The organism is Salipiger sp. ABN3_019 (assembly GCF_056158605.1).
In genome coordinates this window covers 339183-363088 of record NZ_JBSWTP010000010.1, presented here as the reverse complement: position 1 = coordinate 363088, position 23906 = coordinate 339183, and the positions used below count along the sequence as shown (strand labels likewise).

27 protein-coding genes are annotated in these 23906 nt (G+C 61.1%); 12 read left to right on the top strand and 15 right to left on the bottom strand.

What is annotated here, in order from left to right:
• The first annotated feature begins 141 nt into the window (after positions 1–141).
• Together ACXAD2_RS23770 and ACXAD2_RS23765 are read left to right on the top strand one after the other, a co-directional pair.
• Complete coding sequence (locus tag ACXAD2_RS23770) at positions 142–444, top strand: DnaJ family domain-containing protein (RefSeq protein WP_066108659.1); 303 nt, start codon at positions 142–144, stop codon at positions 442–444.
• A gap of 61 nt (positions 445–505) precedes the next feature.
• Positions 506–1699, top strand: coding sequence for a class I SAM-dependent methyltransferase (locus ACXAD2_RS23765; RefSeq protein WP_475175929.1), 1194 nt, complete (start codon positions 506–508; stop codon positions 1697–1699).
• A 7-nt stretch (positions 1700–1706) separates the two neighbouring features.
• Here the strand turns inward: ACXAD2_RS23765 and ACXAD2_RS23760 are convergent, their stop codons facing one another.
• The 10 genes from ACXAD2_RS23760 to ACXAD2_RS23715 form a co-directional block, all read right to left on the bottom strand.
• Positions 1707–2927: a phenylacetate--CoA ligase family protein gene (locus ACXAD2_RS23760; protein WP_475175925.1), complete on the bottom strand. Its 1221-nt coding sequence runs from the start codon at positions 2925–2927 to the stop codon at positions 1707–1709.
• A gap of 41 nt (positions 2928–2968) precedes the next feature.
• Positions 2969–3580, bottom strand: coding sequence for an RNA 2',3'-cyclic phosphodiesterase (gene thpR, locus ACXAD2_RS23755; protein ID WP_475175922.1), 612 nt, complete (start codon positions 3578–3580; stop codon positions 2969–2971).
• Positions 3581–4435, bottom strand: coding sequence for an ABC transporter ATP-binding protein (locus ACXAD2_RS23750; protein ID WP_066108647.1), 855 nt, complete (start codon positions 4433–4435; stop codon positions 3581–3583).
• A 65-nt stretch (positions 4436–4500) separates the two neighbouring features.
• Positions 4501–5805, bottom strand: coding sequence for an ABC transporter substrate-binding protein (locus ACXAD2_RS23745; protein ID WP_475175916.1), 1305 nt, complete (start codon positions 5803–5805; stop codon positions 4501–4503).
• A 53-nt stretch (positions 5806–5858) separates the two neighbouring features.
• A complete protein-coding gene (locus ACXAD2_RS23740) occupies positions 5859–6935 on the bottom strand; it encodes a branched-chain amino acid ABC transporter permease (protein ID WP_164183671.1) in 1077 nt (358 codons plus the stop codon).
• Between the two features lie 204 nt (positions 6936–7139).
• Positions 7140–7382 carry a hypothetical protein gene (locus tag ACXAD2_RS23735; RefSeq protein ID WP_066108637.1) on the bottom strand — a complete coding sequence of 81 codons (243 nt, stop codon included), beginning with the start codon at positions 7380–7382 and terminating at the stop codon, positions 7140–7142.
• A 151-nt stretch (positions 7383–7533) separates the two neighbouring features.
• On the bottom strand, positions 7534–8487 hold the full coding sequence (locus tag ACXAD2_RS23730; protein WP_066108634.1) for a branched-chain amino acid ABC transporter permease: 954 nt from the start codon (positions 8485–8487) through the stop codon (positions 7534–7536).
• An 85-nt stretch (positions 8488–8572) separates the two neighbouring features.
• Positions 8573–9328: an ABC transporter ATP-binding protein gene (locus ACXAD2_RS23725; RefSeq protein ID WP_442974839.1), complete on the bottom strand. Its 756-nt coding sequence runs from the start codon at positions 9326–9328 to the stop codon at positions 8573–8575.
• Positions 9329–9444: 116 nt separating this feature from the next.
• A complete protein-coding gene (locus ACXAD2_RS23720; protein WP_475178385.1) occupies positions 9445–11409 on the bottom strand; it encodes an AMP-binding protein in 1965 nt (654 codons plus the stop codon).
• Between the two features lie 910 nt (positions 11410–12319).
• Positions 12320–12943 (bottom strand): hypothetical protein, encoded by a 624-nt coding sequence (locus tag ACXAD2_RS23715; protein ID WP_475175908.1) that lies wholly within the window; start codon positions 12941–12943, stop codon positions 12320–12322.
• Between the two features lie 161 nt (positions 12944–13104).
• Here ACXAD2_RS23715 and ACXAD2_RS23710 point away from each other — a divergent pair, with 161 nt between their 5' ends.
• From ACXAD2_RS23710 to ACXAD2_RS23690, 5 genes are all read left to right on the top strand, one after another.
• A complete protein-coding gene (locus ACXAD2_RS23710; RefSeq protein ID WP_475175904.1) occupies positions 13105–13257 on the top strand; it encodes a hypothetical protein in 153 nt (50 codons plus the stop codon).
• Complete coding sequence (locus tag ACXAD2_RS23705; protein ID WP_475175899.1) at positions 13254–13469, top strand: hypothetical protein; 216 nt, start codon at positions 13254–13256, stop codon at positions 13467–13469. Before ACXAD2_RS23710 ends, ACXAD2_RS23705 begins: the two co-directional genes overlap by 4 nt.
• A 615-nt stretch (positions 13470–14084) precedes the next feature.
• Complete coding sequence (locus tag ACXAD2_RS23700) at positions 14085–14261, top strand: hypothetical protein (RefSeq protein WP_475175895.1); 177 nt, start codon at positions 14085–14087, stop codon at positions 14259–14261.
• Positions 14261–14755, top strand: a complete 495-nt coding sequence (locus ACXAD2_RS23695) for a DNA N-6-adenine-methyltransferase (RefSeq protein WP_475175892.1) — start codon at positions 14261–14263, stop codon at positions 14753–14755. Before ACXAD2_RS23700 ends, ACXAD2_RS23695 begins: the two co-directional genes overlap by 1 nt.
• A 370-nt stretch (positions 14756–15125) precedes the next feature.
• Positions 15126–15971 carry a LapA family protein gene (locus tag ACXAD2_RS23690; protein ID WP_475175890.1) on the top strand — a complete coding sequence of 282 codons (846 nt, stop codon included), beginning with the start codon at positions 15126–15128 and terminating at the stop codon, positions 15969–15971.
• 377 nt (positions 15972–16348) lie between these two features.
• On the opposite strand, the gene ACXAD2_RS23685 is transcribed toward ACXAD2_RS23690, so the two are convergent.
• The 4 genes from ACXAD2_RS23685 to ACXAD2_RS23670 form a co-directional block, all read right to left on the bottom strand.
• Positions 16349–19522, bottom strand: coding sequence for a metallophosphoesterase (locus tag ACXAD2_RS23685; RefSeq protein WP_475175886.1), 3174 nt, complete (start codon positions 19520–19522; stop codon positions 16349–16351).
• 281 nt (positions 19523–19803) lie between these two features.
• A complete protein-coding gene (locus ACXAD2_RS23680) occupies positions 19804–20061 on the bottom strand; it encodes a hypothetical protein (protein WP_475175883.1) in 258 nt (85 codons plus the stop codon).
• A 143-nt stretch (positions 20062–20204) separates the two neighbouring features.
• On the bottom strand, positions 20205–21305 hold the full coding sequence (locus ACXAD2_RS23675) for a tyrosine-type recombinase/integrase (protein ID WP_475175879.1): 1101 nt from the start codon (positions 21303–21305) through the stop codon (positions 20205–20207).
• Positions 21306–21510: 205 nt separating this feature from the next.
• Positions 21511–21732 carry a hypothetical protein gene (locus ACXAD2_RS23670; RefSeq protein WP_475175875.1) on the bottom strand — a complete coding sequence of 74 codons (222 nt, stop codon included), beginning with the start codon at positions 21730–21732 and terminating at the stop codon, positions 21511–21513.
• A gap of 320 nt (positions 21733–22052) precedes the next feature.
• Between ACXAD2_RS23670 and ACXAD2_RS23665 the strand changes: the two genes are divergently transcribed.
• Complete coding sequence (locus ACXAD2_RS23665) at positions 22053–22208, top strand: hypothetical protein (RefSeq protein WP_475175872.1); 156 nt, start codon at positions 22053–22055, stop codon at positions 22206–22208.
• On the opposite strand, the gene ACXAD2_RS23660 is transcribed toward ACXAD2_RS23665, so the two are convergent.
• A complete protein-coding gene (locus tag ACXAD2_RS23660) occupies positions 22197–22550 on the bottom strand; it encodes a helix-turn-helix domain-containing protein (protein WP_475175870.1) in 354 nt (117 codons plus the stop codon). The genes ACXAD2_RS23665 and ACXAD2_RS23660 overlap by 12 nt on opposite strands.
• Positions 22551–22744: 194 nt before the next feature.
• Here ACXAD2_RS23660 and ACXAD2_RS23655 point away from each other — a divergent pair, with 194 nt between their 5' ends.
• From ACXAD2_RS23655 to ACXAD2_RS23640, 4 genes are read left to right on the top strand one after another with little or no spacing between them, the layout of a single operon-like run.
• Positions 22745–23059: a hypothetical protein gene (locus ACXAD2_RS23655; protein ID WP_475175868.1), complete on the top strand. Its 315-nt coding sequence runs from the start codon at positions 22745–22747 to the stop codon at positions 23057–23059.
• Entirely contained in the window at positions 23052–23258 is a 207-nt protein-coding gene (locus tag ACXAD2_RS23650) for a hypothetical protein (protein ID WP_475175865.1), read from the top strand. The genes ACXAD2_RS23655 and ACXAD2_RS23650 overlap by 8 nt, the downstream gene beginning before the upstream one ends.
• Positions 23255–23497 carry a hypothetical protein gene (locus ACXAD2_RS23645; RefSeq protein WP_475175862.1) on the top strand — a complete coding sequence of 81 codons (243 nt, stop codon included), beginning with the start codon at positions 23255–23257 and terminating at the stop codon, positions 23495–23497. Before ACXAD2_RS23650 ends, ACXAD2_RS23645 begins: the two co-directional genes overlap by 4 nt.
• Entirely contained in the window at positions 23494–23898 is a 405-nt protein-coding gene (locus ACXAD2_RS23640; protein ID WP_475175858.1) for a winged helix-turn-helix domain-containing protein, read from the top strand. The genes ACXAD2_RS23645 and ACXAD2_RS23640 overlap by 4 nt, the downstream gene beginning before the upstream one ends.
• The last annotated feature ends 8 nt before the right edge of the window (positions 23899–23906 follow it).

Here is a 23906-nt window from a genome sequence, read left to right as displayed (position 1 = left end):
AGAGAAGAAGACACCCCGCTTCTTCTCTTGCCAAATACGCCGGGGGTGAGCCGCGCAGCGGCGAGGGGGCAGCGCCCCCTCCTCTTCCCGAGCCGCCCGCGCCGGGCTAGACTGAAGCCTTCGCCAACAGCAGGCCGCGCCATGGACCATCCGCTCATCGACCTGATCAACGCCCGCATCGCCAAGGCCGACGCCGAGGGCGCCTTCGACAATCTGCCGGGCGCCGGCAAGCCCCTGCCCGCCTGCGACGATCCCGAGAACGCGGTGATGACCCGCATCCTTAAGGACAATGGCGCGGTGCCCGAGGCGGTGGCGCTCCGCCGCCAGATCGCGGCGCTGCGCGACGAGCTGCGCGAGACCGCCGACCGCGACGAACGCCGCAGGCTGATCCGCGAGATGGCCTTGCTCGAAACGAAATTCGAGATCGCCCGCAAGCCGCGCTGAGGCTTGGCCTTTCCCGGCCCGCATGCCAGAACTTCCCCCGAAACGCCGGAAGGGAGCAGGGATGGTCACGGTCAAAGAGCAATACGAAAGCTACCCCTACCCCGAGCGCGACCCTGCCGATGAGGACAAGCGGCTGATCACCGGCTCGCCCTCGCATCCGCTGGAGATGGACCACTGGCTCTGGCGCGGCTGCCGCGACTGGTCGCAGCCGCTGCGCGTGCTGGTCGCCGGCGGCGGCACGGGCGACGGGCTGATCCAGCTCGCCACCCTGCTGAGCAAGGCTGGCAAGCCCTATGAGATCACCTATCTCGATCTGTCCACCGCCTCGCGGGCCGTCGCCGAGGCGCGCGCGGCGCGGCGCGGCCTCACGGGCATCACCTTCCATACCGCCAGCCTGCTCGATGCGCCCGACTATGGCCGGTTCGACTACATCGACTGCTGCGGCGTGCTGCACCATTTGCCCGACCCGCAAGCTGGCTTTGCCGCGCTGCGCGCCGCGCTCGCCCCCGGCGGCGGCCTCGGTTTCATGGTCTATGCGCCCTATGGGCGCTCCGGCGTCTACCCGCTGCAGGAGGCCTTTGGCGCGCTCTTCGATGGCCTGCCCCCGCAGGACCGCCTCGCCCGCGCGCAGCGCATCGTCGCCGAACTTCCCGAGGGCCACCCCTTCGCCGCCAACCGCAACCTTGGCGATCACCACGCCTCGGACGCCGGGTTCTATGACCTGCTGCTGCACGGGCAGGACCGCAGCTATTCGGTGCCCGAGCTTCTGGAAACACTTGCGGCCACCGGCTGGCGCCTCGCGGGCTTCACCACGCCAGCGCTCTACGATCTGGCGCAGATCACCGAGGTCCCCGAGGCCATGCCCGCCGCAACGCAGATGGCGCTGGCGGAAAAGCTGCGCGGGACGATCCGCATGCACACCGCCTATGCGGTGCCCGACAGCGCGGAAGAGACCCGCGCAACGCCCGCAAACCGCAACCTCGTGCCGCATTTTCGCGGCGTGCAGCGCGCGCCGTTGGCCAAGGCCGTGGCGCAGGGCCGGCCCCTGCCGGTGAAACTGGGCGGTGTGGAGACCACGCTGACCCTGCCCAAGGGAGCGGCCGCCGCGCTCGCGGCAATCGACGGCCGCCGCAGCCTTGCGCAGATCGCGCAGGCAGCGCGGCTCGATCCGATCACCTTTGGCACCGCCTGGGCGCAGGTCCACAAAGCGCTCGAGCCTTGGGGGCTGCTGCTCTACTCCGCGCTGCTGCGCTGAGGCCGGCTCACTCGTAGCTGCGCGTGTCCTCGATCACCACACCGTCGCGCGGCAGCGCCCCCGGCGCCACAAGCTCGACCTTGCCCTTGAGCTTCAGCACCTCGGCCACGCTGCCCTCAAAGGCCCCGGCATCGCCAGAGGCGGTCTCGATCCGCACGGTCATCACGTCCATCTCGCCCTCGCGGCTGGCCACCACGCGGGCGCGGTCGATCTCGGCATGGCGCGCCACCAGCGCCGCCACCTGCTCGGGGCGCACGAACATGCCCTTGATCTTGGTGGTCTGATCCGCCCGGCCCATCCAGCCCTTGATGCGCATATTGCTGCGCCCGCAGGGGCTGACCCCCGGCAGCACCGCCGACATGTCGCCGGTGGCGAAGCGGATCAGCGGGTAATCGGGGTTGAGCGTGGTCACCACCACCTCGCCGACCTCGCCCTCGGGCACCGGATCGCCAGTGCCGGGCGTGACGATCTCGACGATCACCCGCTCGTCCACCACCATGCCCTCCATGCTCGGGCTCTCATAGGCGATCATCCCCAGATCGGCAGTGGCATAGCACTGCAGGCACGAAATGCCGCGCTCGGCGTAGAACGCCCGCAGCGACGGAAACAGCGCCCCGCCCGAAACCGCCGACTTGGTGATCGCCAGCTCCACCCCCAGCGCATCGGCCTTCTCGAGGATCACCTTGAGATAATCGGGCGTGCCGGCATAAGCGGTGACGCCGACATCGGCAGCCGCCCGCACCTGCAGCTCGGTCTGGCCGGTCCCGGCGGGCAGCACAGCCGCTCCCACCGCCCGCGCGCCGCTTTCAAAGATCATCCCGGCGGGCGTCAGGTGATAGCCAAAGCAGTTTTGCACGATGTCACCGCTGCCGATCCCGGCGGCATGCAGGAACCGCCCCAGCCGCCACCAATCATGATCGCCGCCGCCCGGCTCATAGATCGGCCCCGGCGACTGGAACACATGCGCAAACCCCGAGGCGGGCCGCGTGGTGAACCCGCCGAAGGGGGCCGCCCCGGCCTGCGCCTTGCCCAGATCGGACTTGCGCAGCACCGGCAGGTGGGCCAGCGCCGCGCGGCTGGTGATGCTCGCCGCATCGACACCAGCCAGAATCTCGGCATACCCCGGCAGCGCCTGCGCACGGGCGATCTGCTCCGGCAGCGCCTCAGCCAGAGCGGCGGCGCGCGCCTCGGCGCTGCGGGTCTCCAGATCGTCGTAATAGCTGCTCATCCGAGCCTCCTTCTCAAAGCCCAAAGCTCACAGGCCAGACCTCACAGGCCAAACCTCTCCTCTCCGCTCCCGGCGGCGCCGGAAGGCGGTGGCAGCGGGTAGGCCGCCAATGTCTCGTAAAGCGCCCCCTCGGGCGTCAGCGTCGAGGCGACGAGCCGCAGCTCCTCTGCCGCCTCCGCCCCGGTCTCTGCCCCCGTCTCGGCCCCTGTGGTCAGCCCCGCAAGCCCGGCCACCGCCCGTTCAAGCCGCGCGATCCCATCGCCGCGCAGCCCCGCGCCGAAGCGCAGCAAGGTCACATGCGGGCGAAACCGCCGCCGCTCCAGTTCGATCCCCGCCGCCCGGCAGGCGCGGACCACGCGGGCCTGCAGCGCCAGCAGCCCCGGGTCTGGCCGCAGCGCCGCAGCCAGCAGCTTGGGCGCCCGCCCGCCGAAGGTCTCCAACCCCGCCACCTGCAAGAAACAGCCCGGCAAGGCGGCCCCGCCAAGCTCCAGATCCAGCTCCCTCAAATCGGCCTCCGCGACGTCTCCAAGGAAGGCCAGCGTCACATGCAGGTTCTCCTCGGGCACGGCGCGTCCCACCGGCACCGCGCCCTGCACCGCCAAGAGCGGCGCGATCAGCGCCTCGGGCAGCGGCAGCGCGAGGAAGCAGCGCATTCACGCCAGCCACCGCTTGCGGCGGCGATAGGAGCGCACGTCGCGGAAGGATTTGCGCCCCTCGTCGGACATGCCGAGATAGAACTCCTTCACGTCCGGGTTCTCGCGCAGCGCCTGCGCCGGCCCGTCCATCACCACCCTGCCGTTTTCCAGAATATAGCCGTCATGGGCATAGCGCAGCGCCACATTGGTGTTCTGCTCGGCCAGCAGGAACGACACGCCCTCGCCCTCGTTCACCGCCTTCACGATCTGAAAGATCTGCTCCACCAGCTGCGGCGCCAGCCCCATCGAGGGCTCATCCAGCAAGATCATCTTCGGTCGGCTCATCAGCGCCCGCCCGATGGCGCACATCTGCTGCTCGCCGCCCGAGGTATAGCCCGCCTGACTTTTCCGGCGCTCCTTGAGGCGCGGGAAATACTCATAGACCATCTCCAGATCCTGCATCACCGCCGCCTTGCCGTCGCGGCGGGTGAAGGCGCCGGTCATCAGGTTCTCTTCCACGGTGAGATGCTCGAAACAATGCCGCCCCTCCATCACCTGAATAACGCCGCGCTTGACCAGCGCCGCCGGGTCCAGATCCTGCACCCGCTCGCCGCGGTAAGAGATCGTGCCCTTGGTCACCTCGCCGCGCTCGGAGTGCAGCAGGTTCGAGATCGCCTTGAGCGTGGTGGTCTTGCCCGCGCCATTGCCGCCCAGAAGCGCGGTGATGCCGCCCTGCGGCACCTTCAGCGACACGCCCTTCAGCACGAGGATCACATGGTTGTAGATCACCTCGATATTGTTGACCTCCAGCAGCGCCTCGCGCGCCGCCCCGCCGGGGGAAGAGGTCTCGCCTGTCTGCACAGCGTCCAGCATCTTCTTCTCTTTCCAAATACGCATGGGCCCGGCGGCGACAGCAGCGCCGCCGCCGGAAGGTCAGCTCAGCCGCCGCAATCCTCGTTGACCGGCCACGGCTGGTTGGCATCGGCGTAGTCCATCGCCGCCTTCTGCTCGAGCGGCGCGATCATGTCGGCGTCCGGCATGATGAGATCCGAGGCTTTGACGAATTTCTCGCCGTCCCATTCGAGGATCCAGCCGCCCGAATGGCCGGTGTGGTTGTCACACGACGTGCTGAACGGCGGCACCATGCCGGTCATCCCCAGCTCCTCGAGCCGCGCCTCGGAGATGTCGAGGTTCTCCAGACCCCAGCGCAGATCGGCGGGCGAGATATCGGCTTTGCCCGCATGTTCCTGCGCCACGCGGATGCCCTCGCCGAGGATCATCGAGATCACCAGCCCGCGCGAATAGAACACGCCCGACATTTCCTCGGGGTTGCTCTGGGTCTTGCCCGGCTCGACCACATATTTCTGCAGGTCGGCCATGATCGGCGCCTCGGGGTTCGGGAAGGACCAGCTGACGGACTTGTAGCCCTTGCCGTCCTCGCCGACGATCTTGAGATCGGCGTCATGCCCGGCCCACCAGACGCCCAGCATGTTCTCTATCGGGAATTTGGTCTTCACCGCTTCGGTGATGGCGCCGGCGTTCATCGCGCCCCAGCCCCACATGATCACATAGTCGGGACGCTCGCGGCGGATCTGCAGCCATTGCGCCGATTGGTTCTGCATCTCCTTCAGACCCACCGGGATCGGCACCAGCTCAAAGCCCTGCGCCTCGGCAGCCGCCTCGAGATAGGGCAGCGGCTCCTTGCCGAACGGGTGGTCGAGATGCAGGAAGGCGATCTTCTTGCCGCTCAGATCGCCCTGCTCGCCAAGATATTTGACCAGGATCGACGCCCCGTCCCAATAGCTCAGCGGCGTGTTGAACGCCCATTGGAACACCTTGCCGTCCGCCATCGGCGAGAAGCCGTAGCCGGGCGCGAGGATCGGAATCTCATCGACGTTGGTCTTCGGCAGAACCTGCAGCGTGATGCCGGTGGACCAGGGCTGGGTCACGATCGCCTTGCCCTTGGTCTTCTCGTAGCACTCGACGCCCTTCTCGGTGGAATAGCCGGTCTCGCATTCGTCAAAGTCGATGGCGATGCCGCCGATGCCACCGTCGCGGGCGTTCATCAGCTCCATATAGTCCTTCTGCCCGTTCATCAGCGGGATGCCGGTGGCGGCAAACGGCCCGGTGCGATAGGCGAGGTTCGGCGTGAACAGCCCCTCGGCCAGCGCGCTCCCGGCCATGGACCCGGCCATCAGCGCACCCAGCGCCGCGGCCCCCGCGAGTTTGGTCAACATCTTCATCCTGTCTCCTCCCAAAGATCTTCGATGATGTGAAAAGCCCGGCCCGCGCCTCCTCAATGCGGGAAGGGCCAGATGATCAGCTTCTCCCGGATCAGCGCCCAGAGACGGGCCAGCCCATGCGGCTCGATGATCAGGAAGAAAACGATGAGCGCGCCGACGATCATGATGTTCAGATGCTCGACCGTGGCCGAGCTGATCGGCAGCCCCAGTGCCTCGGGCACCGTGCCCAGCACCACCGGCAAGCCAACGATGAGGATCGCGCCCAGATAATTGCCAAGGATCGATCCCAGCCCGCCGATGATGGCGATGAAAAGGATGCGGAAGCTCAGCGGAATGTCGAAGAGGTTCGGCTCCGCCGCGCCGCGCCACATGAAGACGAAAAGCGCCCCCGCCACGCCCACCACGTAGGACGAGACGGCAAAGGCGGTCAGCTTCGAGCGCATCAGGTTGATGCCGATCAGCTCGGCGGCGATGTCCATGTCGCGCGTCGCCTTCCAGCTGCGCCCGAGGTTGCCGCGGGTAAGGTTGATGCAGACCACGGTCATCAGCGTGACCACCGCCAGCACCACGTAATACTGCACGATCGAGCTTGCCTGCGGCCCCGCCACGTAAAGCCCGAACATGTCGAGGTTCGGCACCTGGATCGCGCCCGAGGCGTTGTAGTTGTAAAGCCAGCCCCATTTCTCGAACAGCCAGACCAGAAAGAACTGCGCCGCGAGCGTGGCAATGGCGAGGTAGAACCCCTTGATGCGCAGGGAGGGAATACCGAAGGCCACGCCGACACCGGCGCTGAAGACGCCCGACAGCAGGATCGCGATCACCGGGTTCATCCACGGAAACAGCGTCACCAGCTTGTAGCAGGCATAGGCCCCCACCCCCATGAAGGCCGCGGTGCCAAGGCTCAACTGCCCGGCATAGCCCGTCAGGATGTTCAGGCCCTGCGCCGCCAGCGCGTAGATCAGGATCGGGATCAGCAGCGTCTGAAAGGCGAACTCGCTGGCCGTGAGCGGAAAGACCACCCAGGCAAAGCCGAGGATCACCATCAGCAGCACCGCATCCTGACGGACCGGGAACAGCGCCATGTCCGACTTGTAACTCGTCTTGAATTGCCCCGCCGTGCGATAGAGCATCCGTTTCTCCCTCTCCCGGCGCGCTGCGGCGCCGCTCCCTCACGCGCCTCGCGCGCCTGTCTCACCTGCGCCTTTCGGCAGCACTTCCTCTTTGCGCCTCGCGGCGGCTCTTCCTCTTCGCGCCTCCCGGCAGCTCTTCCTATTTGCGCCTCCCGGCGCGGGCCACGCGAAGGCTCCTCCTCCCCCGCCGCGGCCCTAACCGTCTCAGCCGGTCACGCCCGGCCCCTGCGTCTCTTCCGGGTAGGCCCGCTTCGGCGCAGGCGCATAGCCCGTCGCCTCGGTATGCCGCACCAGCCAGAACCACGCCCAGAGCCCGGCCCCGCCGCCCACCGCCGCCAGCAGCAGCGCTGGCAGCACCCGGCCTTCGCCGCTGGTCAGCGCGAGGTAGCCGAAGGCCCAGAAACCGGCCCAGGCCACGACATTCAGGATCGCCACAAGTTTCGCCATCTCGCCCTCCCTTGGCCTTTCATTGTTCCGAAAATACGCATCCCAGCTTGGCGCCCATGATCCGCCGGGCCAACGCAGTGATGCTTTCATCTTTCCAAAAATACTCCCGCCCAAGGGTCCACATGTGGGACACCCTCCGCCGGGAGCAGCCCTAGACCCTTTCGATGATGCGTTCCCCGAACAGCCCCTGCGGGCGGAACAGCAGCACGATCAGCGCCAGCACGAAGGCGAACCACGTCTCGGTGTTGCCGCCCATCAGCGGCTGGCCCCAGTAGATCTCGAACAGCTTCTCCAGCATGCCGATCATCAGCCCGCCGATGATCGCGCCGGTGATGCTTTCGAGCCCGCCCAGCATCAACACCGGCAGCGCCTTGTAGGCGATCACCTCCAGCGCAAAGCTGACGCCTGCGCGCGCGCCCCATGCGATGCCGGTCACCAGCGCGATGATGCCCGCAATGAACCAGACCAGCACCCAGATCGTCTGCAGCGAGATGCCCACCGACAGCGCCGCCTGATGGTCGTCTCCCAGCGCGCGGATGGCGCGGCCCATGCGGGTCTTGCCGAGGAACAGCAGCAGGCCGACCACCAGAAGCGCCGCGACGATCACCGCCGTGATGTCCTTCTGCTCGAGGATCAGCAGCCCGCCCCAAGGCTCCAGCAGCACCGAGTCGGTGGGGATGCCCAGTTCCTCGGTGATCATCACCTTGTTCTCACCGCCAAAGATGATCTCGCCAAGGCCGATCAGAAAGAGCGTGATGCCGATGGTGGCCATGAAGAGGATGATATCCGGCTGGCCCACCAGCGGGCGCAGCACCACCCGTTCGATGCTCACCGCCAGCACGAACATCACGCCCAGCGTCAGCACCACGCTGATCCACGCCGGGATGCCCATGGCGTGCAGCCCGACGAGGGTCAGCGCGGCAAAGACCACCATGATGCCCTGCGCGAAGTTGAAGATCCGCGAACTGCGGAAGATCAGCACGAAGCCGAGCGCGATCAGCGCGTAAAGGATGCCCGAAACCAGCCCCTCCCAGAGCACCTGCAGCAGGAAGTCCGGCGCCTCGATCATATCGGCGAAGGGCTTGATGAAGATGTCGCTCAGCATGTGGTTCCTCCCGCCAGGATGCGCGGCTCATATGCATGGGGTGTGCATGGATTGTGCATGGGGTGTGCCCCCTCCTCTCGGCCGCTCAATGGGCCACGCCCAGGTAGGCGTCGATCACGTCTTGGTTCTGGCGCACCTCCTCCGGCGGGCCGTCGCCGATCTTCTTGCCGTAGTCCATCACGACCACCCGATCCGACAGATCCATGACCACGCCCATGTCGTGTTCGATAAGGCAGATGGTGGTGCCGAACTCGTCGTTCACATCGAGGATGAAGCGGCTCATGTCCTCTTTCTCCTCGACGTTCATCCCCGCCATCGGCTCGTCGAGCAGCAAGAGCGAGGGCTCCGCCGCCAGCGCCCGCGCCAGTTCCACGCGCTTCTTGAGACCATAGGGCAGCCGCCCCACCGGCGTCTTGCGAATGCTCTGAATCTCAAGAAAATCAATGACTTTCTCGACGATCTCGCGGTTGGCAATCTCTTCGTCGCGGGCGCGGCCCCACCAGATCGCCTGACTGGCGATCCCCGCCTTCATCTTGGTGAGCCGCCCGGTCATGACGTTGTCGAGCACCGTCATCCCCTCGAACAGCGCGATGTTCTGAAAGGTCCGCGCCACGCCAAGCCGCGCCACCTCATAGGGTTTCATCGGCGGGCGTTTCGCGCCCTTGTACCAAAGCTCCCCCTCAGAGGGCGTGTAGAAGCCCGAGATGATGTTGAGCATCGAGGATTTGCCCGCCCCATTGGGGCCGATGATCGCCCGTATCTCTCCCTCGCGAATGTCGAAAGAGATATCCTTGATCGCCACAACCCCACCAAACTTAAGGGTAATATTGCGCAGCTCCATCAGCGTTCCGCCGATCTGCCGCCCATCCTCGGTGACGTAGCCCACCTCTTTGCTGGCATCTTTCACGGCATCCCGCCTTTCATCTTTCCCTGAAATACTCAGACCCGACCCGTCCATCATTCCGCCGCCATCGGTTTGGGCACCACCGGCACGACCTGCGCATCGCGGATGGCCAGCGTCGCCTTGATCCGACCTTTGCGCCCGTCCTCATAGGTGACCTCGGTTTCGGTGTAGATGCTGTCCGACCCGTCATAGAGCGCGCCCAGCAGGTCCGCGTATTTCTCGGCGATGATGTTGCGGCGCACCTTGCGGGTGCGGGTCAGCTCGCCATCATCGGCATCCAGTTCCTTGTGCAGCACGAGGAAGCGGTGGATCTGGCAGCCCGAGAGCATCTCGTCCCCGGCCACGCTGGCATTCACCTCTTCCACATGGCTCTGGATCATCTCCAGCACCCGCGGGTGCCCCGCCAGTTCCTGATAGGAGCCATAGGCGATGTTGTTGCGCTCGGCCCAATTGCCCACCGCCGTAAGGTCGATGTTGATGAAGGCGGTGCAGCGGTCGCGGCCATTGCCGAAGACCACGGCCTCAAGGATGTTGGGATAGAACTTGAGCTTGTTCTCCACGTATTTCGGCGCAAAGAGCGCGCCATCCGCCATCTTGCCCACGTCCTTGGCGCGGTCGATGATCCGCAGATGCCCCGTGGCCTCTTCGATGAAGCCCGCGTCGCCGGTGGCAACCCAGCCCTCCGCGTCCTTCGTGCCCGCCGTGCTGTCGGGGTTCTGGTAGTATTCCACAAAGACGCCGGGCGAGCGGTAGAAGACCTCGCCGCTCTCGGCGATGCGGATCTCCACGCCGGGCGACGGCACGCCCACGGTATCGGGCCGCACCTCATTGTCCGGCTGCTGGGTGATGAAAACCGAGGCTTCGGTCTGCCCGTAAAGCTGTTTGAGGTTGATCCCAAGCGCCCGGTAGAAATCGAAGATCTCCGGCCCGATCGCCTCGCCGGCGGTGTAGCCGACGCGCACGCGGGAAAACCCGAGCGTGTTCTTCAGCGGCCCGTAGACCATGAATTCGCCGAGCGCGTATTTGATCCGCTCCAGCGTTCCCACCGGTTTGCCGTCGAGGATTTTCGGCCCCACGACCTTGGCGTGGTTCAGGAAATGGTGGAACAGCTTGCGCTTGAAAGCCCCTGCGTCCTCCATCCGGATCATGATCTGCGTCAGCTGCGTCTCGAACACCCGCGGGGGCGCGAAATAATAGCTGGGAGCGATCTCGCGCAGGTCGGTCATCATCGTCTCGGCGAACTCGGGGCAGTTCACGCAGAACCCGTTCCAATAGGCCTGACCGATGGAGAAGATGAAATCGCCCACCCACGCCATGGGCAGATAGGCGAGCACCTCCTCGCCAGGGGTCAGATGATCGAACTCGGACGACGCCTTGGCCGTCTCGATGATATTGCGGTTCGACAGCACCACGCCCTTGGGCTTGCCGGTGGTGCCAGACGTGTAGAGCATCACGCAGGTGTCGTCATAGCCAAGGCCCGAGCGGCGCTTTTCCAGCTCTCCGATCAGCTCGTCGCGGGCGGCCCGGCCCTGTGCCTGCACATGGGCATAGTCGTGCAGCGCACGGTGATCGTACTTCCGCATGCCGCGCGGATCGACGTAGATCATATGCTCGAACTGATGCAGGTCGTCCTGAATCTCGATGACCTTGTCGACCTGCTCCTGATCGGCGGCGATGACGAAACGCGCGCCGCAATGCTGCAGCACATATTCCATCTCTTCGGCCACCGCGTCCTGATAGAGCGGCACCGGCACCGCGCCTGCCATCTGCGCCGCCACCATCGACCAATAGAGCGTCGGGCGGTTGCGGCCGATCACCGCCACATGGTCGCCCGGTGCCACCCCGAGGTTCAGAAGCCCCAGAGCCAGCGCCTCGATCTCTTCCAGCGTTTCCGCCCAGCTCCAGCTCTGCCAGATGCCGAATTCCTTTTCCCGATAGGCGGGACGGGCCGCATGCTGCCGCGCGTTGCGCTGCAACAGGGCCGGAACAGAGCGCAGACCCTCTGCGCCCTCGGACATATATGCCAAATTGTCTCCTCCCTTGGCCCCCGATGCGCGCCGGTTCTCCGGATGCCCCGAGCTACCTCCTCCGCAGCCCGAGACGCGCATTTCGCGAGTCCGCCCCATTAAGGGACGGGCCAACGGTGAGCGTCAATCTTTTCGTGATGTTTGCCTGAATCTAACGAATTGCAACAATGAGCCCCGGAAGCGCCCCACCTATGGCGCCCCTGTTTTCTGATGGTCCCCCGCATGCACTGAGGAGGGTGACGGGGTTCTTTGCCCTGTGTGGTTCCTTTGTCGTGTGCGGTTCGGCGCTCATCTGGGCGAGCGCGCGAAGGTCCATCATCGGTTTGGTCATCGGTTCTATCCCTCGGCTCGGGTTGGGATCAGCAACCCGACCCTACCGAAAATCCGAAGGCCACCGGCAGCTACACCATTCACCCGGACGTCACCTTGAGGGCTTATCGCCGCTAGGGGCCGTCACCCGCGTGGCGGCGCGCACAGTCCAGTTCTGACGTTCGCTCTCCATCGTCAGACCTCCGCTCCGAGAAGGAGGACGGCTCGCTTGGCTACACGCGGAAACGCTAAGTTTGGGCCTCCTTGGGAGAAGGCGCCACCGCGCCCGAGGAAGTTGGCGCCCGCGGTCCTGAATGGCCCCTTGTGCGAGCAAAAATCCTTACTTTACAACCTGCGAATGAAGATCAAATCTAGCCCATAACCGTCGCAATCCACGCCGTTTTGGCGCTATTTCAAGGGCTTGGCGAGGCTGTAGAGAAATTGACCGGCAAAGCGAATTTCGCCTTGTAGATCCTACGCTTGGCAGGCTATACGCGTCGACGGAGACGTGGCCGAGTGGTCGAAGGCGCTCCCCTGCTAAGGGTCGCGCCAAGCCGCCCCAAACCCCCTGAAATCATTACAAAAATTCGCCTCACAGCGCGGCGCATGCGCGGATTTTGCGCGGGTCTTTCATTTTTGCGCGCAACGCCCTGATATCGCGGCACAATCGGCGTTTTTTCGCCGAGCGCTTGCCATTGTGCCGCCGCTCGAGCTTAATCGCCGCGATTGCAGTGAGGTGGGCATGGGTATTTCTGAGACTTTGAATGCGGCGGTGAGTGCGATGAAAGCGCTCGACGTATCGCTTGCCATCGGCTTTGCCCTTGCGTGCGGCATCTTTGGTTTCTCTCCTTGGGGCATGGCGCAGGTCGCGCCGCTCTGGATGACGCTGGCGCGCTTCGTTTTCATCGTCCTGATGGGGTGGCTGGCCTGGCGGCTCTGGCTGTATATCCACGCAACGCCCGATCGTAGGCGCGCCGCTGCAGCGCACAAGGCGCAGCAGGAAGCCGATCGGTTTGCCGAGCTTCGTCTCCGCGTGCTGCGTGCAGAGAGGCGGCTCGAAGGCCTCGCACCACGTCGAGGAGCTTTCCCACGGCGAGGGATTGAGCACGAACGGGCGGCTGATCAACTCTGGACTGTCTATGAGCAGCTCGACGCCTTTGACATTGACCATCCCCCATTTGATCCGGTCGCTGGGGCCTGGGATTTTGCTGATCATCTCCACTATCTCACCGGCCTATATGAGCTGATGGGAAATCCTGACTTGCCGACAGTGCAGCGCGGCGCACGGAACATCCTCGCTCGGCTCGAGGTGCCCGCGTAACTTTCCCGCACCCTCCTGACGCAGTGTCGGGTCATGCCAGAAATAAGGTGTGACCCATGACCAAGGAAAAAGCCCGCCCCTGCGGCACCTGCAACGGCCACGGCGCCCTGCGCATCAATGCCAGCACCGGCAAATATGTCGGCTGCGATTGGCGCAATGCCGACTCCAAGATCTGCGATGATTGCAGCGGCACGGGGGAGGCAGAATGAAGATCCTCGCCTCCCTCGGTGCGCTCGCCCTGGCCGCGCTCGCGCATTTCCCGCGCACCGCCGAACGCCCGACGAAGCCCAGCCAAGACCGGCCCCGCCTTGGCAAGCTCAGCGTCTCTAGCGCGCGCAGCACGAACCCGCGGCCGGCGCCGATCTCGCGCCAGGTGCGCCGGCAGCGCGCGCGTCTGGAGCAGAAAGGGCGCACGTCATGAGCAGCGCCCAAGATATCTGCCGCGCGCGCAACGGCGGCACGCTCTGTGACGAAGAGCCCTGCGCGCGCTGCACCTCGGCCGAGACCTAGACCTAGACCTAGACCTAGACCTAGACCTAGACCCGCCTCGCTATGATCCAGCGCACCCGAAAGCTCTCCAATGACTTCCTTGGCCACGGTTTCACCTGTCCCTGCAGCGCGAGTGATATCCGACAGATCGAGGCGCCGATCGAGCGCGTCCGCGGCGCCAGCTCCGCCCCGCCCGCCTGCGCGGCCTGTGGCCGCACCGGCGGGCGTGTGGTCGACCTCGGCGCCGCCCTCGGAATCTCGCGCGAGCTGGTCGAGGAGGAGGCGGCGCGCGGAGGATCTCAAATTTGCGCCGGAGGAGGCTTCGCTGAGCATGCGGCTCGACGCGCTCGAGCTGGATTCTGCTAGGGTGTCGATCGCCGCGCCTTCTTTGCCCTCGGGCGGGCAGCCCGAGGCCCTAGCTCCGCTCGAGGCGAGGCTGGTAGGGCCGCATCCGACGGCCTGCGACGTTATCGCAGATCTCAGCGGGCATTCGCTACGGCTTGGCGATCGTCCGTGCTCGAGCGGCCGGCGCGATCTGGCGCAAAAGATGGCCGGCAGTTGCGTGGTCGCCTCGCCTCTGGGCTTTGCCGCTGAAGATTTCGTTCTGGGTTGGGTGCTGGCGAGGCCTGTCGGCCAGGGCATCGGCGGCGCTGCGCTTTTCGAGGGCTGGCTGCCGGCGCGGACCTCGAAACCCGCGATAGGCCCACTGGCGGCGGGCATCTGATGGCGGCATATGAGAAAGCCGGCGAGACGGATGAGTGGTACACACCACCGTATATTTTCAGTGCGATCGGGCTGCACTTCGACCTCGACGTAGCTGCGCCCATCGAGGGGCCCCGTCATGTGCCAGCGTGGAATTGGTATCACCGCATCGACAACGCGCTTAATCGGGATTGGTACGGACGGGTATGGATAAATCCGCCCTTTGGGCATCAGCGCCAAAAGCGGGCATGGCTGCACAGGTTTTTCATGCATGGTGATGGCATTGCCCTCGTGCCTGATCGCACTTCAGCGCCCTGGTTCCAAGAATTCGCCTTCTGGGCCGATGCGATCTGCTGGGTGAGCCCCAAGGTCAAATTCGAAAGGCCAGATGGCACACTAGGAGGCAGCCCAGGCACCGGAACCGCGTTGCTCGCGTCCGGCGAGGTCGCGGCCGTCGCGCTAGCGCAATGCGAACTCGGCATGGTGACACCCGGCGCACGCAATAGCGGCCGCTGATCACTCACCGCAGAAAAAAGTCCGGAAATCACCTGGGCTTCATGCATTATGGAATGGCGTCCAGTGTGGTCCGCAGGTTCCACTTAACACAGAGCGCAGAGGGTCACCGCACCACCGTTGCGCGATCGGTGGGCCATAGGCACATATCCGTGGCGGAGCACAGCTGGGAGCAAGGTCCGCAGTTGCCTCTCAGTACAAAGTGGAACGCCCTTGAAGTGCCTATAGGGCTAGCGTCTAGCGGTCGGCAACGGTAGTGCAAAATGGGAGTGAACTCGTAACGTGCCGTAAGTTCAGAAAACAACATACACTACTGACGTGATTTTTGTGAAATCACAAAGGGTCCTTTATGCGCCTACGAAGAAAAACTGTAATGCTAGATAGCTTTAAAAGGCAGTCGCTACTAACCTCACCCACAACGTGGGCGATTGCCCTTGGGCTTCTCATACTTTCATTTACTAGTTTCAAATTTGGATATGAGAGACTTCTGCCGCCATCCTTTGACAGACTGGGGTTTAGGTTTGATACCCTGAATGCATTCATCAGCGTATTTGAGGCGATTGCCAAGGCAGGAGTAACAACAGCGTACGACAATATCGGACTTATTAGCGTAGTCGTATCACTTCGCATTGCCCTATCGCTTTGGTCGCCGAGACGCCCCATTATGCTTAGGCGCTTTACAATTGTGGTACGAAGAAGGTTTTGGACTTACTTCAATCTAGTCTTCCTATCAGCCTGGGGCACAAATTTCTTTTACTACTTCTTTGGCGGATGGGACTTTCCATTGATCGCAAAAATCCTCGCGGGATTTCTTTTGTTCGTCGTGTTTGTTGGATTCGCCTCTCATTCGACCTACCTCAAGCACCGCAGATTCGATGAGGCCGGCATGGTCAATCGCGCGCTAGGCAGTTTTTACGGTAGATTTATTTTTACGAAGGGATGGCCCTCTTGCATTGCATTTTCTTGTTCAGTTTTTATGTACTTCCTGGGCCACCAAGCCTTAGTATCCCAAATAAAGTACAGCAATTCTGTAGTTACGTTTTTGGACGGGGAGAGCTTCTACCTTCTTCAAAAGAGCGACGGATTTTATTTCCTAATGGAACGTCAGCCTCAGGATCACGCATGTATCGAAGATATTAAATTCATAATTAAACCTGTACGGGAGGGGGAGACAGTTGAGCTTGGAGAAGTTGGAAATAGAATTTTGCACCCCTGCTGATCTTGGCGGCACGCTGCACCTGTGACGAGTGACAGCTACCGGCTGATGCGGTTGTGCATAGGTGTGTCCTGACTATCCCAAGGATCGCTCAACGCAGAGAGTTGCCGGTCGCTCCGCTGACTTTGCCTTAGGGCATCAAGGAGTTCGTTCCCAATACTAGCGCCGCAGAAATTAACGCGAAGGGTCTTTGATGAAGAAATATGGATGAAGCAAGCATTGAAGGAGATATAATCAGGCAACATAAAGATCGACAGAATGTTTTAAAGCGATCATATATCGCTTGGTATGCGGAGCGGACAGCATAAAGACCTCCACTCCGCGCACTTCTTCCTGGCAGCACCTCAGGCAAGGAGCTTGAATTTTACCGAGATATCACTTCAGTCTCGGTCTTCCTGGTTTCTCTGCATTTTCATTAGAATACTCTGCCTCTTGAATTTCTGTATCTGGGAGCTCTTCGCCTTAACTCTCTCCGATCTCTTTCCGCCTTTCACATCTGCGATGGCCTCCGAAATTGTCGGAATAATTTTCGTAAATTGAGTTTCATCAAATCCATTCAGGCGCCTTGTCTCCTTAACTTTCCAGATAATTGCCTGCTTCATATAATCGCTGCCTCTGCAAGAAATCAGGAATTCGCGAATGGCGGAAGCAGTTGCGGGCAGCCTCAGGTCTGCTATCAGAGCAACACGGAAAAATTCATACAGGAGAGGGTCGGCTTTCTCTTCCAATGTTGGCTGTGTTAGCTGACGCTCCAGCTTCTCAGTTCCCAAGCTGGACTTAATAAACGAGGAGATGCCGGTGGGTAAACTCAATGCGATTACACGGGAGAGATCGTTGTTCGACATAGATTTGGGTGCGTTGACTGTATAATTAACACCATTTAGCTTGTATTTTCTCTTCCTGGCGAGCTCAGGGACGATCACAAGGGAAAGACCAAGGAAAAAGCTCCAGCCGCGTAGCACGAGCGACAAATGGCGCCTCTTTTCAATGTCTTTAATTGATTCCAGGTTCTTGAGTACGCCGGAGTATAGGAACAAGGCCACGAGCAATCGCGAGCCCAAATCACTGATTTGTGGCCGAAAAACTTCCTGCCTGTCCTCGACGTCTTTAGGCAGCTCAGCCTCGATTTCTTGATCTCTCTCATCTTCTGTCAACGGTGGAGCTTGGAGTTGATCAGAGATGCTCTCAATCGACGTTTCGTCGGACCCGGATGGCAGCGAAAGCTGTGACACCTTCTCGATGTCAAAGAATGGAAACTCTCTGTGACACTCCTTGAGGATCTCAATGAAGCGCTCGGAAATTGTGCCGATCAGCTCGGAGTCTCCACGCATCTTCCCCGCGTAGAACTGGATTTCATTTACATACTGAAGGTACCTTTCCTCATCGAGAATCCAATCGCGGTAGGATGGGTCCATAACCATGTGGAGTGATATAAAGTACTCAAGTACCGATCTATACCTAAAGGTCACTCTCCCTTCGGAGCAACTCACTACAATCCTTGCATCAAAGAACTCTCGCAGAAGATCATCAACGTTCGCGATGAGGCCCAAGTCATCCAGATACGAATGCACGTAAGCTCTCAGAGCCTCATAGTTGGGCTTGTAGTCATCATTGTATGACATCCAAGCGGCAATACTGGCCAGCAAAGATGTCTTATTTGTGAAGTCAAAAGTCTCTCGTCTAACTTGGTCTGCTGACGCTTTGCGCAAGCTTGTATCAACGAACTGTTCTATAATGACGGACCTATTGATCGCCTTGAAATCAGGAAAGGAATCATAGATCTCCATCAAAATGGTGCCATTCGCTGCCGTGAAGGGCAGATTCATTTGCGTAAATTCCAAGTGAATCTTTTCTAGAAGGATGTCCTGGTTGGCCTCTGGGTTGAGTTTCTTTACTAGCTTCCGCATCTGCCGGCGGCCCAACGCGCAAACTTCCAGAGTGTCAAAATGCAGAGGGAGGTCAGGCATTGATAGATTTCCGGCAGCAAAGACATCGTTTTTGGGCGCCGAGATGATGTATCGAACCTTTGGATATCTAGAGAGAAGTTCCCTGAATGCCTTGAAGCGGGCTGTAGATGAAAAGTCAACGTCATCAACGAGGATGGTGCAGTATCCAAGCGACATCAGGTCTTCCACATCTACTCCAGGCGGAAGCGTGATTGCGTTGGATCTAATTAGCCTCATAACAGAAGCGAGATTTGTTTTTATGTCGGGAAATTCTATAAAAATTGGAAGGTTGGGCTGATCCTTCTGATTTAGGAATGTCTTTATTTGAAGGTGGCGCAGAAACATTGTTCGACCATGCTCTGGAGCTGCAATAACAATCTCATTTCCACGACCGAAGAGAATATCATCTACACCGATGCCGTCCGCGCGTCTGCGGTCAGAATCCTCGTCAGCATCACTGGGGGCGTGTTGTCTGACTAGAGGTGGAGTGACAAAGTGCTCGAGTACTTCTCTCTCGGTTTCTGCACTCTCGCGATTCAGGAACATCTCTATAGGACCAACCTCAGAAATGTGGGTCTTTAGCTCCCCCTCATCAAACGGCGTAACTTGATTATTCCAGAAATGTCGCGAAGCGCCTGTGGGATAAAAAATTCCGTTAGGCACTCTCCCTATATCCGCGTCAAAAACGGATCGGTCAGGGTAAAATTTTCTAAGGACTGTCTCTACAGATTTCGTTTTCCTAGAGTACGAAATGATGGAGTAGCCAATGTAATACTGTGTGCGATGCGTATATATCGCTCCAGCTTGAGACGCATACACGTCGCCATCCATAGCCTGGATGTTCTCAATGCTAGGGTCGTGCATATGACCAAAGAGATGAATGCTCGCCTTTGATTGAATATGTTTTTTCAGAATTTTTGCAGTTTCTTCATTCATTGCGTGGAGGGGGTGGTGGGTAACGGCGATGCAGAATTGCGATTTAACCTGCTCACACAACTCAAAAATTGCAAATTCTGGTATTGCCATATCCCCCTCATCTTTTGGCAGCTTTTTTGACCCCCCTTTGGAAAAAACCGCTGTGTTGAAGGTCACTATATCTAAGTCAATTCCAGGAATTCGATGTACGCATCCGAAATCGTTTGAGTATACCTTTAGATCGTCACTTAGGTAATCGTCTAAGTCTGTATATGACTTGAATTTACTCTGGATAATTTCAGAGAATACGCCTTCGGAGTATGACGCATTGAGGCTTTCACGATCCATCGCCCGCCAACTGAGGTGGAGGTCCGCAGAGGAGTCAACCACTTCGCTTTCCACATCGTGATTCCCCGGCGCTATGAATATTCTTTCGTCAGAAAGGCCGACTGCTTCCCCAGCGCGCGACAGCAGAAAGTCATAAGCTTCGTCGTGTCGGTCAGCGCCTGCAGCTTGAACGAGGTCGCCCGTAAATAGCAACACGTCTGGTTTTCTATAACCGACACAGTTGGAGGCAAGATCGTTTATCAACGCATCGACTACGATCTTCTGATCTCTCCGCTTTTTACCCGAAAAGTGGAAGTCGCTGATGTGTAGTATTGTGGTTATGTCCAGGTCTTTCTGGGGCGCCATGCTCTAAATCCAAGTTCACTAGTGTTTGCGGGACCTTACCATCGATGCAGTCCGCTTCAAGTCGGGAGAGGCTGCCGGCCCTCCCTCCGGCTGACCTGAGCTACCTCTCGATCTGAGCGCCCTTAGAGTGCTCTTGTTGCTCAATGCCACTTGAGCCACCGTGATATCCTATCGCCTAGCCTCGCACCAATAACGGCCACTTCAGGCTGGCTTCGAGGCAGCACTGAAACCGGATTGACAGGAAGTTCTGAGCTGACACCGGTATTGCAGTTCAATCGTAGTCAGCTCGGCTGGCAATCCACCGTGTAGAACACGTCATAGAGGCGGCCGCCGAGCGGCGAGACACTTTTGAGCGCTACGTGGCGAACGGTGATGCGATAGCCGCGCGTACAGCCCCGCGTTTCGCTCATCAGCTTTGATAGGGCACGCATCCTGCCCGCTTCGGCATCGGCATCTCCCCGGCCGCTGGCAGGATCAGCAAAGGTGCGCCAGCGCCAGGTGCCAGGCGTCTCGAGAGGCTCCATAATACCATTGGCCATATATGCGCCATCGCAGGCAGCGAGCAGCAAAGGTGGCGGCTTTAAGTTTCAAGAAGCGTTTCCTCGCATTCTGGTAACACCTTGGTACCATCAGAGGAAATTGGCTCAGACCGCGAGCAAAACGTGCGCTATCGCGCCCCTCGTCATTCGATAACCCGAAGGTGCCTCGCGATGGATGGTCCCTGATCCTGGCGGTGAGCGTTGTTCGCCGCTGCGATCGCGGCACGCTCGCCGAGAGCGGTGAAATCCCAGCCGTGGGCAAACAGCCGCCGCGGCAGATCGGCTGGAGCAATCTTGCGATAGCGCATTGCCATATCCGTCTTACGCCAGCCGCCGATATCGATCAGCCCGCCGAAATCTTTGGTCTGGGCATAGAACCATGTTGCCCAAGTGTGGCGCAGGACGTGCGGAGTGACCTCATCGGGATCGAGCTTCGCCGCGCGGACGCAGGCGCCGAAGGCGGCCGAGATCTGGCCGCCGCCGTTCTCGCGCTGCACATAGGGCTTGCCCTTGGGGGTACGGCAGATCGCGCCCGCGTCGGGAAGCTCTTGCGCCATGATTAGCTCGAGCGAGCGGCCTGGCATCTGGATCATGCGTGGAAACCCGTTTTTCGTGTCGGGCAGCCAGGCCTCAACCGTTGCCGGGTAGAAATTCGCCATATCGATCGCCAGCGCCTCGGATGCGCGGCAGCCGCCGCCAAGCATGAAGCCAAGCGCGGGAAGAATATGCGGGTGCAGATCGGCCGCGGCTTTGATCAACCGCTCAGCCTCCCCGGGACTGAGCCAGCGGGTGCGTGCGCGGCCGCCCTTGCGGCGTTTGAGCTTGCGTGGCTCGGCCAGCCCCTCATCAACCGCCATATTGAGCACCGCCGAGATCGGCGTGATGAGCTGGCGGTTGATCGTGTCGGGTGCGGCGGTCGGGTAAAGCGCCGCAGCCACTTCATTCACCTTGGCGTTGTCGATCTCGGCCAGGAGCGTGTTTTCGCCAAAGTACTCGAGGATGCGCGCCAGGAAACGAAACTCGCCGCCGGCGTCCATGTAAGCAAGCGCGGCCTCGGCAAAGGTTAGTGTTGCCTGGCGGCCAAAAGCATGACGCTCGCGGAGTTCTTTCTCGCGCCGGAATTTGATTGCGTCGGCCTCGGCCGCCGAGCACGTTCCAGTGCTTTCGTGAATTGACTGGCCCGCGACGGTGCCGCGGAGATACCAGTTGCCGCCGGGCGTTCGGCGGTAGCGTTTGAGCGGCATGGGCGTCTCTCCTCGGTGATGAACGCGCCAACCAATTCGGCTGGCTTGTAAAGGATCCGCACGCGGCCTCGCGCCCGCACCCAGGGCAAGGCGCCCTCGGCGCGCAGCTTGTCGAGCAGCCGCCGCGAGGTCTGGATGCCGCGGCTGGCGAGATACTCCACCGCCTCATCGGAGGAGAGGAGGCGCTCGAGATCATCGGCCGCACTCATTGTCGCACCTGCCCAGCAGCGATCCGCTGCCAGTCCTTCGCTGCGCCAATCAGGCCGGGCCCCACGCCGGTGACGCCACGAAACCGGATGCTGGCGATCTGTAGGCGAGCGTCCGGTTGGCTGTTCTGCTCGGCGGCGATCACCGTGCCGCCATGGGAGCGGATCAAGGCGATGAGCACGGCCGTATCCCCCCTGCTTTGGGCGATGATATCGGACAACAAGATACTCATGGCAGCACCGCCGCGGGGCTATTGGATAGCACGACGATCGCAAGCAGAAGGGCGGCGATTGACGCGCTGGCGCGGCATGCCAAGTCAAGCATGTGTGCCCCGAGATCACGGCGGGGATCGGTCGAAAACTGTGATCGCATGGTGAGCCTCTTCGGTTATCTCCGAGAGGCGTAGCACAGTATACTGTGCAAAAGCTATAATAAAAAGCGCTTGCCCCGAATACAGGGATGTGTCTAAGACGTTTGACGCAGCGGGGGGCACAACCCGCGCGTGAAATGGGTAACACTGGATTTGGAGGCGGTCGCGTTATGCCAGATGAGAAATTTTTCAACGAAATGCACTCAAAAACAAAGGGTTGGCATGATGCTGATCTGGAAGATTTGGCCGAGCGTTTGTTGAAGCTGAAAGCCGAGGATGAAAAGAAGCGACGGATTGCACCGTCGCTCGGGCAATCATCCTCCTGACTTCTTCGCCTCCGCGATGGCCTGTTCGATCAGATGCGGGGGCAATTTCTCCAGCGCGAGCTGCAGCTTGATGCGGCCCTCTGTCATGCTATCCGGGACGTGCAAAAGCGACACCGGGACGTTGAGCACGTCGCAGACCTTGAGCAAGTTTTGATGACTGATCGAGGTTCTCTTTGACACAAATTGTGACACCGCATTACGTGACAAGCCGGCCTTTCGCGCAACCTCAGCAAAGTTCGTTTCTCGCAAAGACACCGCAAGGCGGATGTTTTTGCGAATAATGTCCATGCGCTCCTCATCGGAAAGGTGGGGTGCCTCAACCATCTCTAGTTCCATCATCATTCTACTGTTCCATCTGTTCGTGGTGTTAGCCTATCACATTTAACTGGGAAATCCGCAGTAAAAGCGCAATGCCCTCGGAGTTGCGCATCTGCATATTTTTTTGTTGTCATGGCACATTTTACTGTGCGATGCATTTTGAAAGATCGTGAGTTGACGCAAGATCGTGACGATCTCGGGCAAGCAAAGGTGGCAGCATGCAGGAACAAACGACACGGCACTGTGAAAAGTTAAGCGCGCAAGGCGATACTGCGGCCATCCCGGCGCCCGAAGCCTTCCGCCCCTGGCTCGAAAAATCGCTCTTGCTTCTCGAGCTGGCGCCCTCCTCCTACGGCGTAGCGCTAGGCCTGGGAAAAAATTCGCTGCGCTACTTTCTGAGCGGCGAAGGCAAGGATCTGCGCCTCGGCACCGCCTCGCGGGTTTTCGAAGATCTCAGCCGCCGGGCCCGTGCCAAAAACCTCGAGCTTCCGCCACTGCAGATTGCGGAGATCGCCGAGGCCGCTCATGGCTGAAAGCGTGCTCAACTCCCTCGAGCGCAACGTGCGGCGTGATGTCGAGGCGCTTGCGCAGCAACTCGAGGTGCCGCCCGAGGCCGTCGCCGCGGAAATCATCGGCGGCTATATCCGCGTGCTGCGCGATGCGCCCGGCGCGCTGCCGCGCAATCCCCTCAACCCGATCGCCGCCGGCGCAAAGCGGAGGGGGAAGCGATGAGCAATGACGGTTTTCGCATGCCCGCGCCGGCGCCGCACATCGGCTTTCGCCGCGACAATGCCAACCCGCGCCTCGCGAGCTGCCCGCTGCACTTGCGTCGCGTCTGCGGCACCTGCGCATTTTTCGACGGCGAGCTGCGGGGCGGCCCGGCGCCCTGTTCGAAATTCGCACTCCTGATGCGCCCCGATCGGGGTGCCGATCATTGCGACCGCTGGGAACGCAAATGGGTGCAGTCATGATCCGCAACACGATTGCCGCCGAGGTTATGGCGCTGCCCGAGGCCGATCGGCTGCCCTATGTGCTCGATCTGCTCGAGTTCTACCTCGATCCAACCCCTGAGTTTTTCGACCGCCTAGCCGATCTCGGCCTGCGCCTGCCGCCGCAAGAGGCGCGCATCCTGCATGCGCTCTATCGCCGGCGCGGCCGCTTTGTCTCGCTCGAGGGGTTGCTCGCGGCAGCTATGGCAACCCGGCCGCTCGAGGAGTGGATCGATCCGCGCAACATGCGCCCGCGCGTCTCGGCGATCCGCCGGGCGATGCAGCGTGCCGGCTTGCCCGTGGTGATCCGATCGCTGCGCGAAGTCGGCTATCGCCTCGAGGTGGCGCCGGGCTTTTCTTTCGAGACGCCGGCCGATGCGTGACGATGGCC